This window comes from Devosia lacusdianchii (assembly GCF_022429625.1).
Lineage (GTDB): Bacteria > Pseudomonadota > Alphaproteobacteria > Rhizobiales > Devosiaceae > Devosia > Devosia lacusdianchii.
Genome location: NZ_CP092483.1, coordinates 2,732,002 through 2,745,474, shown reverse-complemented (window position 1 = coordinate 2,745,474; position 13,473 = coordinate 2,732,002). Strand labels below are relative to the sequence as shown.

The following is a 13,473-nucleotide window of genomic DNA, read 5'->3' as shown; positions in this document are numbered from 1 at the left end:
GCGAGATCCTTTGTTCCGCGCCTAGTTGCGCCATGTGCGCCCAGAGGTCAATCTGGCTTATCCCCCGCATGGCGGGCTTGGTGTAGATTCGGTGGAGCTCAACCAATGTATGGTTTGATCGGAAGAATGCTGGCGGCACCGGGCAAGCGCGAGGAGCTGCTGGCTATCATGCTGGAGGGGAACGACGCGATGCCGGGCTGCCTCAGCTATGTCATCGCACGCGACCCCAAAAGCGAAGACGGCATCTGGATTACCGAGGTCTGGGACACCAAGGATAGCCATGCCGCCTCGCTAAAGCTGCCACACGTGCAGGCAACGATTGCGAAGGCGAAGCCGATCATTGCCGGTTTTGGCGAGTACTTCGAAACCGAGCCGCTTGGCGGGGTCGGCGTCTAGCGTGCGCTAGGCGGAGGCGGCGATCGATTCGCCTGGGTCGCTGAAGCAGACCTGGTTCCTGCCGCAGCGTTTGGCCGTGTAGAGGCGACGATCGGCGATCGCCATGATCTGTTCCCATGACTCGCTGGATGAAGGCTGACGGACGGCTACGCCAAAGCTGGCGGTCACGAACAACTGGTCCTGCCGGCTGATCACGCTCTGACTCAGGCTGGCCCGCATTCGTTCGGCGGCCAGGCTGGCCCGGCCGATATCGGTATTGCGCAGCAGCACAACAAACTCTTCGCCGCCATAGCGGGCAATAATGTCGTTGGGGCGGAGCAGGGGCGGCAGGATCTTGCCGATCTTCTTCAGTACCACGTCGCCCATGGAGTGGCCGTAGGTGTCGTTGACGACCTTGAAATGGTCGACGTCGAAGATGATTACAGCGATGGGCTGGCTGTCGGATGCACTGGAGTCGAACATCTGCTCGGCCGCATCGCGCAAAGCGCGCCGATTGGGCAGGCCGGTCAGTGTATCGGTCTCCGCCAGGGATTTGAGGCGCTGCGTCATGCGGCGCTGCTCGCGCTCCAGCCGCTGCTTCTCGCGCTGGTGCTGGCGCAGTACCGCGACCCCGGCAAGCATATCGCGAATTTCGCTGCCGATAGGACGCGTCGCAGGGGGCTCGGTTAGATCGCCCGAGGCGACAGCGAGAATTTGCTCGCGAACGCTGGCGAGCGGCATGAAAAGGATGCGGCGGAACAGCAACCCCAGACCCAGCAAGACCAGAACGATGACGCCAGTAAGCGCGACCGAGCGGAACACGGCAGTGCTGGCGTCGTTGCGCAGTTGCCACAGCCGGGTCATCGACTTGGTTATGATCAGATCGCGCAGGCGCTCGGACGAGGCCATGCCCGGAACGTAGTTGGCGGTGAAGTCGGCGGCGCTGATCGATGCAGCATCGCCGAGCTGGGCGATCTGCCAGGCATAGGGAAGCGCCTTGCCGAAATAGTCCGTGTCGACGCTCTCCAACATTGCGAGAAGCACGGGGGTCGCGGAGAGGTAAGCGCCGGCATAGCCGCCGAGCATGTTCCGAAGCTGGAGGACATGGGCCTCGGTCACCGCGAGCCTGGTGAGGAGCGGCGCGTCCTGCGTCGCATCCGATGCCAGCATCATAACGACATAGGAACCCAGACGTCCCTCGAACTCCCGCAGCTCGCTGGCCGTCGCGGTCAGCATGATCTCAGTGGTGATTTGTGGCGTCGCTTCAATGATATGCTGAGCGATGTCATTGCGCAGCATGGCCGCGCTATCTGCTGCTGCAAACATGCTTTCTATGGTGCGGGCTACCGCTAACCCGGAGCGCTGGCCCGCGGGCGTCGCTATCAACCGGTCGACAGCGGCGCGGCCGGTCGACAAGGCCCTGCGAAGGTCGCCTAGTTCGGAGTCGTGCAGGTCGTCCTGCTTGCTGGCGAGGTCGTTGGCGAGGCCGGCGATCTCCGCATCGACAGACGCCCGCTTCACCGCCAGCGCCGCCACCAGACCCGGCATCTCGTCGGTATCAGCGCCAAGGGCGGCATTTGCCGGACCGCGTTCGGCGGAAACGGCGTTGGCGACGGCCAGCATTAACTTGAACTGCGCCAGCTCCGCTACGCCGACATCGTATCGCGTGTAGTCATTGACGCTGACCAGCAGCGCCGACCCGCCAAGGAGCAGTCCGCTCACGGCGACAATGGCGGCGCCGAGCCACTGCAAGTTTTGAATGCGGATCGGGGCCATGGCACGGGAAACTCAATACTCGCGCCCTTGTGCCATGGCGATTGGTAATCAATTGTGAATTTGCGGCACCGCTCTACTGCCGAGACTGCAGTTTTACCGCGGTTCCAGACACCGACACCATCAGCATCGAGCCGCCCTGGCCGACGACCTCGTAGTCGATATCGACCGCGACCACGGCGTCCGCTCCCAAACGCCGTGCCTCGGCCTCGAGCTCGCCGAAGGCCTGCCGGCGGGCGTCGCGCAGGGTCGATTCATAGGCTCCGGCCCGGCCGCCGACAATGTCCCGGATGCCGGCGAACAGGTCCTTGAAGATATTAGCGCCGACAATGACTTCACCAGTGACGATGCCAAAATACTCCACGATATCGTGGCCTTCGAGTGTGGGCGTGGTCGAAATGATCATGCGGTGTCTCCTCTGTGCTGGGGCAAGAGATAGGTCCAACCCGGCCGTCGCGAAAGGCCGGCGAGGAATCTTTGGCCAATTTGTCGAAGCTTGCGCAATCTGTGCGACATGGTTTCGAACCGCCGGGCTCGCCGGCCGCAAGAAGAGGGTTTCACCGTGCTCGCCGTAACTAGCTATCCCGAAGTCTATGTCCAGCTCACCGCCGCCAAGATCGACGAGCAGCTGGCCGCCTATGCCGCGCTCGCGGCGGCCGTGAAGGGCAATGCAAAGGCCGAAGCGGCGCTAGCGACGTTCGCGCCGGGCTATTTCAACGCCATGCTGCTGGCGCTCGACCACCACTTCATGCACCGCATGCGCGGCGCCGAAGGCAAGGATGGCAACCCGCTCAACGAAGTGCGGATGCTGAGCGACTCCATCATGGAGAATGACGGGGTGCTGAAGGACAATAAGACGATTAAGTACAAGGTCGAGAAGGCTGCGGCGGGAATTGCGGTTGGGCAGACGATCACGTTGGATGCCGAGCGGTTCGGACGCCTGGCGAAGGCTTATATAGCGGAGATTGGGAAGCGGTTTCCCTGACCAGCGTCAGATGCAGAAATCGAGTTGTCGCCGCTCGCTAGAGCTGCAAGCCAAGGTCGGTGACCCGCCATTGACCCGTGTGGTCAGACAACGCCACCTGCACCGCGCCCGTGCCGTTCTCGAACTCGCCGGGGCAGACGGCAAGCGCGGTGGCCTTGCCATTGACGATGTCTAGATTTGTCACTTGGCACTTAGGCATTTGAACCGCCTTGCCCAGCATGGCGTAGGTACTCCACGACTTGGGATTGTCCACGAGTGACTTGTAAAAGCCTTCGTCAGCGAAAGGCTCTATCGAAGCGGGATTCCAACCCACGACGACTGCCGTGGCGACCTGGTTGGCGAATGCCGTGGCGCTATCGCTGCGCGAGGACATGTAGGAGAACAGCTGTACTCCGCCAAAGACCAGGGCTGCAATCGCAACGCCAATGCCGCCGGCTATCAACAATACCTTCACCGGCGATCACCCCTTTTTGACAAAGCTCTCCAGCACCTTCTTCCGGCCGGCCTTTTCGAACTCGATACTGAGCTTGTTGCCTTCGATCTCGACGATTTCGCCATAGCCGAATTTGAGGTGGAAGACGCGCTCGCCCATGCCGAAGGCCGACTTGTCGTTTCCGAGGTCGACTGAGCGGGCGACGAGGTCGCCGTCGATGGTCAGCGGGCCGCCGCCCTTGCGGTTGGCCTGCTGGGCGCGGGCTCGTTGCCAGCCGGGGGTTTCGTAGACGCTCTCGAACGGATCGGACATGTTGAAGCGGCTGGTGGCGCCCCCGCCATAGCCATAGCCGCCATAGGACGAGCCGGTGTCCTTGACCTCAACGGCGTCAGGCGGGAGTTCGTCGAGGAAACGGCTGGGAATGGCCGATTGCCAAAGGCCGTTGATGCGGCGGTTCTGCGCGACCGACAGCCGGGCGCGCTTGCGGGCGCGGGTGATGCCGACATAAGCGAGGCGCCGCTCTTCCTCGAGACCGGCGCGGCCGCTCTCGTCCATAGTGCGCTGGCTGGGGAACAGACCTTCCTCCCAGCCGGGCAGGAAGACGGTGTCGAATTCGAGCCCCTTGGCCGAATGCAGCGTCATGATAGAGACGGCGTCCTCGGCCTCTGCCGTGTCGCGATCCATCACCAGCGAGATGTGTTCGAGGAAGCCGCCCAGCGTCTCGAACTCCTCCATCGAGCGGACGAGTTCCTTGAGGTTTTCGAGGCGGCCAGGCGAATCCGGCGATTTGTCGTCCTGCCACATCTTCGTGTAGCCGCTTTCGTCGAGTATCTGCTGGGCCAGTTCCCAGTGCGATATGCCGTCGAGGCGTGATGACCAATTGTCAAACTGACCGACGAGCTCGCGCAGAGTGGTGCGCTGCTTGGGTTTAAGCTCTTCGGTTTCTAGCAGCATCCGGGTCGCCGCCAGCAGTGAGACGTTGGCCGAGCGGGACGCGTTGTAGATGATCTGGACGGTAGAATCGCCCAGTCCGCGCTTGGGCACGTTGACGATGCGCTCGAAGCTCAGGCCGTCGGAAGGATTGGAGACGACGCGCAGGTAGGCGATGGCGTCGCGGATTTCCTTGCGCTCGTAGAAGCGCGGGCCGCCGATGACGCGATAGTTGAGCCCAAGCGTGATGAAGCGCTCTTCGAAGGCGCGCATCTGGTGTGAGGCGCGGACAAGGATGGCCATCGAGTTGAGTGGCTCGCCGGCACGCTGGTAGTTCTCGATCTCGTCGCCGACAGTGCGGGCCTCTTCCTCGCTGTCCCATAGGGAGGTGACGGAAAGCAGCTCGCCCCGTTCGCCGACATCGGTCTGCAGGGTCTTGCCCAGCCGGCCTTCGTTAAAGGCGATAAGGGTGGAGGCGGCCTTGAGGATGTTGGAGGTCGAGCGGTAGTTGCGTTCGAGCTTGATGACCTTGGCGCCGGGAAAATCCTTCTCGAAGCGCAGGATGTTGTCGACCTCGGCGCCGCGCCAGCCATAGATCGACTGGTCGTCGTCGCCTACCACGCAGATATTGGCCTCGCTCGCCGGCTTGCCCTGGGCGAGCAGGCGCAGCCAGAGATACTGGGCGGTGTTGCTGTCCTGATATTCGTCGACCAGCATGTATTTGAACTTGCGGTGGTATTCGGCCAGCACCTCCGGATACTCGCGGAACAGGCGGATATTCTCGAGCAGCAGGTCGCCGAAATCGGCAGCGTTGAGCACCTTCAGCCGGGCCTGATAGTCGGCATAGAGCTTGGCGCCGCGGCCGTTGGCATAGCTGCCGCTTTCGCCCGGCGAGACGTCTTTTGGCAGCAGGCCGCGGTTTTTCCAGGTGTCCATCATCCCGGCGAATTGCCGGGCGGGCCAGCGCTTCTCGTCGATGTTCTCGGCATCGAGCAATTGCTTGATGAGCCGGATCTGGTCGTCGGTATCGAGGATGGTGAAATCGGACTTGAGGTCGACCAGTTCGGCATGGCGGCGCAGGATGCGCGCGCCGATGGAGTGGAAGGTGCCAAGCCAGGGCATGCCCTCGACGCTGGCGCCGACGAGATGGCCAATACGCTCTTTCATCTCGCGTGCGGCCTTGTTGGTGAAGGTCACCGACAGGATTTCGGACGGCCAGGCACGCTTGCTGGTGAGGATGTGGGCAATGCGGGTGGTGAGAACACGCGTCTTGCCGGTGCCGGCGCCGGCCAGCACCAGCAGAGGGCCATCGATGGTCAGCACGGCGTCGCGCTGCTCTTCATTGAGGCCCTTCAGATAATCGGGCGCGGGCGCGCTACGGCCGAGCTGGCTAGTGATCGGCCCCGATGACGGGCGGTCGATGGGCTGGTTTGCACCGGGCATTCATGGGCCTTTCCATCGCTGCGGCCGGAGCTGGCGGCGCGGCGCGGGGATTGACGAATCTTATTTTGTTCTCGTTGGCAATATAGGGATTGCCGGACCCAGTGTATAGAACGCCGGCCCGTCACCGATGTGTCATGTTGGCGTCATCGGACTGTTGTGTGGCCGCCCTAAGCGGATCGGACTACAACAGGGGCTCCATCATGTTCTCATCGAAATCCTTGGCCGCGCTGACCGCGGCGCTGCTCGCCACGACTGCGTCGGTGGCTGCTGCCGAAACCTTCAACCGCATTGCCAGCTTTCCGGTGGAACTCAACAATCCGGAGGCCGAAGCGAGCTCGTCGGAAATCATCACCGCAACCGATGACGGCATGACCCTGATCTATTCCGATAGCCCGGCTGGCGGCATCGGCTTCATCGACATTACCGACCCCAAGGCGCCCAGGCAGGGCGGCTTCATGGATATGGGCGGCGAGCCCACTTCGGTCACCGTGATCGGCGGGAAGGCCTATGTTGCGGTGAACACGCGCGAGAACTTCGTCGAGCCGTCCGGCAAGCTGGTCGTCGTCGATATCGCCACCAAGGCGGTCGAAGGCGAATTCGAGCTCGGTGGTCAGCCGGACTCGATTGCCCACAACAAGGACAACACGATCCTCGCTATCGCGATTGAAAATGAGCGCGACGAGGAGGTCAATGATGGGGCCATTCCGCAGGCGCCGACGGGCTTCCTGACCATCGTCACGCTCACCGATGGCGCTGTGACTGAAACTGGTATCAAGAAGGTCGAGCTGACCGGTCTCTCCGATGTCGCGCCTGATGACGTCGAGGCCGAGTTCGTTGATTTCAACGACGCTGACGAGATCGCCGTCACGCTGCAGGAAAACAACTGGGTCGCCATCGTTGATGCCAAGACCGGCACGGTGACTGGCGGCTTCTCAACCGGCGCCGTTTCCGTTGAAGGGATCGACACCAAGAATGACGGTGCGATCGACTTTACCGGCTCCAAGGATGACCTGCCGCGCGAACCCGACTCGGTGAAGTGGCTGGACAATGATCGCCTTGTTGTCGCCAACGAAGGCGACTGGAACGGTGGCTCGCGCGGCTTCACCATTTTCAACCGCGATGGTTCTGTGGCCTTCGATTCAGGCAATGCGCTCGACGTACAGGCAGCATTGCTGGGTCACTATCCGGACTTCCGCAACAAGAAGGGCGTCGAGCCCGAGGGTCTGGAAGTCGCGACGTTCGGCGATATCAAATACATCTTCGTCGCCGAGGAGCGCTCCTCGCTGATCGCCATCTACAAGGATACCGGGGCCGAGCCGGAATATCTTCAGTCGGTGCCGTCGGGCATTTCGCCAGAAGGTCTGGTCGCCATTCCCGAGCGCAACCTGTTGGCCACGGCCAACGAGGTCGATCTGCGCGAAGACGGCCTCGGTGGCTCGCATGTGATGGTCTATGAGCTGAGCGAAGCCGAGGCCGCCTATCCACAGCTGGTGTCCGAGCTTGATGCGGATGGTCACCCGATCGGCTGGGCCGCCATTTCGGGCGCCGTGGCTGATGCCGACAAGCCCGGTATTCTCTACGCGGTCAGCGATAGCGTGCTGTCGGGCGCGCCAGCGATCTATGAGATCGACGCGACCGCCAAGCCGGCGCGCATCGTCAAGAAGACGATCATCACCCGCAATGGCGAAACCGCGCAGAAGCTCGACCTTGAAGGCATCACCCTCGATGGCGAAGGCGGTTTCTGGCTCGCCAACGAAGGCGATAGCGACAAGCTGGTGCCGCATGCCCTCATTCGCGTGAACGCCGAAGGCGAGATCGAGGACGAGGTTGGCTTCCCCGTCGACCTGCTGGCTGGTCAGAAGCGCTTTGGCGCCGAAGGCGTCGCCAAGGTTGGCGATACGCTTTGGGTCGCCGTGCAGCGCGAATGGGGTGATGACGAGAAGGGCTCGGTGAAGCTGCTCGCCTACAATACCGAAAGCGAAGAGTGGGGCGCCGTGCGGTACCCGCTCGAGGCCGCGCCGGAGGGCGGCTGGGTCGGCCTCAGCGAAATCACTGTGCATGGCGACTACGCCTATATCGTCGAGCGGGACAACCAGATCGCCGGTAGCGCCGCACTCAAGGCGATCTACCGCGTCGCGCTGACCGACCTTGTTCCGGCCGCTCTCGATGGCGAATTGCCGGTCGTGACCAAGGAACTGGTGCGCGACCTGGTTCCCGACCTCGCCAGCAATAACGGCTACGTGGTCGACAAGGTCGAGAGCTTTGCCATCGATGCCGATGGCACCGGCTATGTCATCACCGACAATGACGGCGTCGATGACTCGTCGGGGGAGACATTCTTCTGGTCGATCGACGCTCTCTAAGGTGTTGGTATTTTGTATGGGGCGGTCGGGCTTTCGGGTCCGGCCGCCTTACCATTTACGGCGATGATCGAACTGTGATCGGCGCGATCCCGTTTCGGCCAGAATCCTCGCGTGTATTCAAGGCAATGGCGGGGTTGCGCGGCAGGCGCTCTTGCCTACACTCTGCCGCGGGAATCCGGGTGACTGCGCGCAGTGTTGAACCGCATCTACATCATCGTTGGCATGCTGGCGATCATCGTGCTCGCCGGCGCCTTCATCGCGCCGCGCTTTATCCACTGGAGCGATTATCGCGGCCGCATGGAAGAGCTGGCGACGGGTGTGCTGGGCACGGCCGTGACGATCCGCGGCGATATCGAGTTCTCGCTGTTGCCGCAGCCGCGCCTGACCCTGACCGATGTGCTGGTGGGATCGCCCGAAGAGCCCGCCGCCACCGTCGATGGCGTGGAAGCCGAATTCTCGCTGATGGATTTTCTGCGCGACAATTACAACGTCACGCGGCTGGTGCTGCACGCCCCGGTGATCGACTTCACCGTCGATGAAAGCGGCTTGTTCGGCAGTGGCGTGTCCATTGCCGGAAGCGGTGGCGGTGTGGCGCTGACCCAGACCAGTATTGTCGATGCCACCCTGCGCCTCTCGGATCGGCGGTCGGGCGAGACGTTTACCGCTGATGATGTCGACGGTGAGTTCAAGCTTTCGAGCTTTGCCGGCCCATTTCAGTTTCAGGGTTCGGCCAGCCATGGCGACGACCGCTACAGCGTGCGGTTCAATTCGGCGCTGGTCGATGCTGCGGGGAACACCAGGGTCACCGGATTTTTGCAGGACGGCGACTTCTCGATTGGCGCCGAAGGGGTGCTGACGCCGGGCATGGCGCCCAAGTTTGACGGCACGGTGACCTATCGACAGAAGCCGCCGGTGACTGATGTGGCGGACGACATTCGCGGCGACCTGGTGCTGGAGAGCAAGGTCACCGGTTCAACCGATCGGATCGTGCTATCAGGCTATACACTACAGCCCGACGAGAACCGGGCCGGGACCAGACTGACGGGCGCCGCCAGTATCCAGCTTGGCAATCGACACAGCTTCGATGCGGTGATCTCGGGCGGTGTGTTCTCGCTGCCGCCGCGCGATGCCAACGAGGACGCCTCAACCTTGCCCTACGAGGCGGTGCGGCTGCTGGCGGAACTGCCGGCGCCGATCATGCCGAACATGCCGGGCAGGGTGGGCATAGACCTGGCCGAGGTCGCCCTGCGGGGTTTTGCACTGCGCGAGGTGCGGGTCGATGCCAGTACCGATGGCCAAGTGTGGCAGATCGAGCAGCTCGTCGCCCAGATGCCTGGCAATACCGAGGTGCGGGCGAGCGGCGAGCTATCGAGCGAAAGCGAACGCCCGGCCTTCCGGGGCACGGTGTCGCTGGTGAGTCAGCGGCTTGATGGGCTGGCGGCGTTGTGGCGCAAGCCCGATACCGACAATCCGTTGTTCAACCAGCCCGGGAGCCTTGAAGCGCGGGTCATGCTGGTCGGCGATGCGCTGGGTCTGAGCGGCGGTCTGCTGACGCTGAATGGGCGCAGCCACGCGGTGGAATTGCGCTTGGGTTTCGGTGCCGAGAAGCGGCTGGACCTGGCGGGACATTTCGACGAACTCGGCGCTACCGGCAGCGCGATGCTAGGCGCGTTGATGCCCAATATCGCGGCCGAGGCCGCCTTTGGGCTGAGTTTCCCCGAGGGTAGCTTTTCGCTGACCGGGAAGACGGCCAGGGTGTTTGGTCAAGACGGCACCGATTTGGTAGCCGAGGGGCAATGGGTTCCGAACACCGTGCGGTTCACGCGGCTTTCCGCGGCGGACTGGGGCGGTGTCGGCATAGATGCCGCTCTTGCCGCAGGCGGCACTATTGCAGTCCCCAACGTGTCCGGTTCGGGGCGGCTCAGCGTGCAGCGAGCCGATGCGCCGGCGCTGACGGCACTCTACGACCTGTTGGAAACGCCGCAGGCATGGCGCGACTTTCTGGCGCCGTCGGCACCAGCAGAAATACTGGTCGATCTCGATCCGCCCGACAATGACGGTGGGCAAGTCCTGACGCTGGACGGCACGCTGGGCGTGGCGGATCTCGACCTGCGAGCCGAGCTGGGCGCGGGAATTGCCGCGATACCAACCGGGCAACTGCGGCTGACTGCGACTCTCGACTCCACCGATACCGAGGGCCTAACCCGGCAAATCGGTCTTGGCTCGGCGCAAATCTTCAGTGGGGATTCGATGCTGGTCAGCGTCGGGCTGCAGGGATCGCCGACAAATAGTCTCCAGGGCCAGCTTAATGCCAGCGCGGGCAGCGAGAGCATCGGTTTCGCCGGGGAGCTGCTCACCATTGGGGATGGCGAAATCCAGGGCACCGGCAGGCTCGATATCGCCTTGGCCGACGCGGGTGGCATGGCGCATGTTGTGGGTGCTCGCGGCCTCAGCCTGCCCATGGCCCAGGCCAATGCTGAACTGCATTTCGAGGGTGGGCGGCTGGCGCGACTGACCGACATTACCGGGACATCCGGCACGACCGGTTTTTCGGGCGAGCTTTCGCTCACACGCACTGGCAGTACCGCGGCGGTGGCCGGAGCCGTGGCCATCGACGCGATTTCGATCGAGGGACTTGCCGCGACCATGTTTGGCCGAGCGGCGCTGGTGGCGGGTGACGGCGTCTGGCCGGACGGGCCGATCGAGGTTGGGGCAGAGCCCCGGCAGACCCGCGGGTCGGTGAACGTTACTGCCAATGCGATTACGGGCGGCGGGCAGGAACGGCTCGGCGCGACGCAGTTCGAACTGAGCTGGGACGAAACCAAGCTACGGCTTGCCCGCTTCGAGGCTGTAAGCGGCGAGGCCAAGGTCAACCTCGACCTGACGGTCTGCTGCGCCGGGCCGCTAACCGACAAGACGGTCAGTGGTCGGTTGAGCGTCACGGACGCCCCGGTCGACGCGATTGTCACACCTGCCGTGGCGGCATCCCTCGGGGGCGTGCTCGATGGCGGTGTGCGCTTCGAGGGTACCGGCGCCAGCATTGCCGAAGTGCTGGGCGTGATCGCGGGCGAGGGCAGCTTTACGCTGGATGGGCTGTCGGTGGAGCAATTGGCCCCGGCGGTATTCCCGACCGTCGCTGGTCTCGACGATATTCTCAATATGGATGCCGACGCTCTCGGTGCGATCATGGGTCTGGCGCTGGGGCAGGGCCAGTTCACCGCCCCCAATGCCGCCGGCACATTTACGATTGCGGGCGGGGTCGCGCGGCTCGCCAATTTCATCGTCGAGGGCAATGGTGGGCGACTCGCCGGCGATGTCAGCCTGGCGCTGGCGCCGCTCGGGCTCAATGGCGGCTTCGTGCTGACGCCGTTGGACTTCGAGGATGAAAACGGGCTGGTCGGTGAGGACACGGCGCGGATCACCACGCGCATTGCAGGGACGCTGCTCCAGCCTGAGATCACCCTGGACGTCGACGAAATGGTGGCGGCCGTGCAGGTGCGGGCCAATGAGTTGGAAGTCGATCGGCTCGAGGTTCTGCGTGCGGAGGATGAGGCCCGGCAGCGAGCGGCGGCCGAGGAACGGAACCGCTTGATCGAAGAACAGCGCCGCCGCGCGGCGGAGGAGGCGGCGCGGCTGGCAGAGGAAGAAGCGGCCCGGCTTGCCACCGAGGAAGAGCAGCGCCGGTTGTTGCTAGAACAGCAGCAGCAACAACAGCAGGCGCCGCCGGTTTCGCCAGCGCCGCCGCCCAACCAGCCGCTCCAGGGACCGCTCGATCTCGGATTTCAGCCGCAGCCTCAGGTCAACCAGCCGCAGTTCGGCGTCAACCAGCCGATCAATTAGTGTGAGCTCAGCCGTGTTGCTGAAGCGAACAACCACCGCGCGCTGGTGGGGTGGATAGATCAAGCCAGAGCTTGGCGAGGTGCAAACTTGGGGAATGCACAAAGCAAGTCCACACCACGGCGTAGTCCCCCGCGAAAGCGGGACCCTCTAGAGGTTCAGCCCGCCCGCTGTTGATACCAGCGCAGCACTGCCAGTCTGGCGGCCGAGGATAGGTTTGCCGTTTCGCGGGTTTCGTCGATGGTACGGATCAGGCTGGCCATGGTCTGGCCGGACTGTGCGGCCATGAGTTCCAGCGCGGCCCAGAATTCGGGCTCGAGCGCAATGGATGTGCGATGACCAGCGATGGACAGGGAACGCTTGTCCATCAAGCTATTGTCAGGGTTTCTTGCGGAAAGCGTCGAGGCTCACGACTTTTTCGCCGCTCTTTTCCCCGTCGCCTTCGGATGCGCCTGCCGTGGCTTCCACCACCTCGTCGGCCTCGGCTTCGACGGCTGCCGAACCCGGTGCTGTGGCGGGGTCGAATTGAAGGCCGAACTGCACCGACGGGTCAAAGAAGCCCTTCACCGCGGAGAAAGGGATGACCAGGGTTTCGGGAATGCCGTCAAAGGACAGGCCGACCTCGAAGCCGGTTTCGCTGACCTTGAGATCCCAATACTGGTTCTGGATGACGATGGTCATTTCCTTGTCGTACTGGCCGAGCAATTTTTCGCTCAGACGCACGCCGGGCGCGCGGGTGACGAACGAAATGAAGAAGTGATGCTCCCCGGGCAATCCGGTTTTGGCAACCTCGGCCAGCACCTTGCGCACGACGCCGCGCAGGGCTTCCTGAGCGAGTATGTCGTAGCGCATGTGATCTTCGGCCATAGGCAACCTTCCAGTCCCAGGGGATAGAATCCCTAATTGCCCATATCAGCCTTAGGCGCCGTGAGAATTCAAGGAGAAAGGCGCCGGGGCGATTGAAAGTGCAGGCTTCTGTTGCCAGGTGCCTGCGAACCCCGCCTGTCACCCGGCTAGGGGTGGAGGACTTAAATTCCCAGTGCTAGCACCGCTTACGCGGCGAGAGCGACCGGAGCCTTATGGTTGTCATTTGCAACTATAAGTTTTGGACCGATAACGGTGGTACCTCACCGAGCAAAAGCACACCCTTTACGCCCTCGTCGATCCTGTTTCGCCCCCATTGGCTCCCCCTGAGGGAGAGATGGTGGAGGCGCCGGGTACTGCCCCCGGGTCCGAAAGGTTTATTACGATGACAGTTTATCGCCATAGCTCTTGCGAGCAGCTTCTATATAGGCGCGGGGACCGCATGATGCAATCGGCTCGCAAAAAGGTGG

The 13,473-nt window shown here is 62.9% G+C and carries 10 protein-coding genes and 1 other RNA gene; 4 read left to right on the top strand and 7 right to left on the bottom strand.

Going from position 1 to position 13,473, the window contains the following annotated elements:
* The first annotated feature begins 105 nt into the window (after window positions 1–105).
* Window positions 106–396, top strand: a complete 291-nt coding sequence (locus MF606_RS13535; RefSeq protein WP_240229876.1) for a putative quinol monooxygenase — start codon at window positions 106–108, stop codon at window positions 394–396.
* A 6-nt stretch (window positions 397–402) separates the two neighbouring features.
* On the opposite strand, the gene MF606_RS13530 is transcribed toward MF606_RS13535, so the two are convergent.
* The gene (locus tag MF606_RS13530; RefSeq protein ID WP_240229875.1) at window positions 403–2,151 is read right to left on the bottom strand and encodes a GGDEF domain-containing protein; all 1,749 of its coding nucleotides are present in this window, start codon (window positions 2,149–2,151) and stop codon (window positions 403–405) included.
* A 73-nt stretch (window positions 2,152–2,224) separates the two neighbouring features.
* A complete protein-coding gene (locus MF606_RS13525; RefSeq protein ID WP_240229874.1) occupies window positions 2,225–2,554 on the bottom strand; it encodes a heavy metal-binding domain-containing protein in 330 nt (109 codons plus the stop codon).
* Window positions 2,555–2,710: 156 nt separating this feature from the next.
* On the opposite strand from MF606_RS13525, the gene MF606_RS13520 reads away from it, so the two are divergent.
* Window positions 2,711–3,133, top strand: coding sequence for a hypothetical protein (locus MF606_RS13520; RefSeq protein WP_240229873.1), 423 nt, complete (start codon window positions 2,711–2,713; stop codon window positions 3,131–3,133).
* A gap of 37 nt (window positions 3,134–3,170) precedes the next feature.
* Here MF606_RS13520 and MF606_RS13515 read toward each other — a convergent pair whose 3' ends face one another.
* Entirely contained in the window at window positions 3,171–3,587 is a 417-nt protein-coding gene (locus tag MF606_RS13515) for a hypothetical protein (protein ID WP_240229872.1), read from the bottom strand.
* Between the two features lie 6 nt (window positions 3,588–3,593).
* Window positions 3,594–5,939, bottom strand: coding sequence for an ATP-dependent helicase (locus MF606_RS13510; RefSeq protein WP_240229871.1), 2,346 nt, complete (start codon window positions 5,937–5,939; stop codon window positions 3,594–3,596).
* A gap of 200 nt (window positions 5,940–6,139) precedes the next feature.
* On the opposite strand from MF606_RS13510, the gene MF606_RS13505 reads away from it, so the two are divergent.
* Together MF606_RS13505 and MF606_RS13500 are read left to right on the top strand one after the other, a co-directional pair.
* The gene (locus tag MF606_RS13505; protein WP_240229870.1) at window positions 6,140–8,302 is read left to right on the top strand and encodes an esterase-like activity of phytase family protein; all 2,163 of its coding nucleotides are present in this window, start codon (window positions 6,140–6,142) and stop codon (window positions 8,300–8,302) included.
* A gap of 195 nt (window positions 8,303–8,497) precedes the next feature.
* Window positions 8,498–12,142 (top strand): AsmA family protein, encoded by a 3,645-nt coding sequence (locus tag MF606_RS13500; RefSeq protein ID WP_240229869.1) that lies wholly within the window; start codon window positions 8,498–8,500, stop codon window positions 12,140–12,142.
* Window positions 12,143–12,297: 155 nt separating this feature from the next.
* Here MF606_RS13500 and MF606_RS13495 read toward each other — a convergent pair whose 3' ends face one another.
* The 3 genes from MF606_RS13495 to ssrA form a co-directional block, all read right to left on the bottom strand.
* On the bottom strand, window positions 12,298–12,507 hold the full coding sequence (locus MF606_RS13495; RefSeq protein WP_240229868.1) for a ribbon-helix-helix domain-containing protein: 210 nt from the start codon (window positions 12,505–12,507) through the stop codon (window positions 12,298–12,300).
* Window positions 12,508–12,517: 10 nt separating this feature from the next.
* Window positions 12,518–13,006 carry an SspB family protein gene (locus MF606_RS13490; RefSeq protein ID WP_240229867.1) on the bottom strand — a complete coding sequence of 163 codons (489 nt, stop codon included), beginning with the start codon at window positions 13,004–13,006 and terminating at the stop codon, window positions 12,518–12,520.
* A gap of 97 nt (window positions 13,007–13,103) precedes the next feature.
* Window positions 13,104–13,458, bottom strand: a transfer-messenger RNA (tmRNA) gene (gene ssrA / locus MF606_RS13485).
* Window positions 13,459–13,473: the final 15 nt, after the last annotated feature.

Coding starts and splice junctions, on each gene's coding strand:
- MF606_RS13535 (WP_240229876.1), top strand. CDS start 106: ATGTATGGTTTGATCGGAAGAATGCTGGCGGCACCGGGCAAGCGCGAG.
- MF606_RS13530 (WP_240229875.1), bottom strand. CDS start 2,151: ATGGCCCCGATCCGCATTCAAAACTTGCAGTGGCTCGGCGCCGCCATT.
- MF606_RS13525 (WP_240229874.1), bottom strand. CDS start 2,554: ATGATCATTTCGACCACGCCCACACTCGAAGGCCACGATATCGTGGAG.
- MF606_RS13510 (WP_240229871.1), bottom strand. CDS start 5,939: ATGCCCGGTGCAAACCAGCCCATCGACCGCCCGTCATCGGGGCCGATC.
- MF606_RS13505 (WP_240229870.1), top strand. CDS start 6,140: ATGTTCTCATCGAAATCCTTGGCCGCGCTGACCGCGGCGCTGCTCGCC.
- MF606_RS13495 (WP_240229868.1), bottom strand. CDS start 12,507: ATGGACAAGCGTTCCCTGTCCATCGCTGGTCATCGCACATCCATTGCG.
- MF606_RS13490 (WP_240229867.1), bottom strand. CDS start 13,006: ATGGCCGAAGATCACATGCGCTACGACATACTCGCTCAGGAAGCCCTG.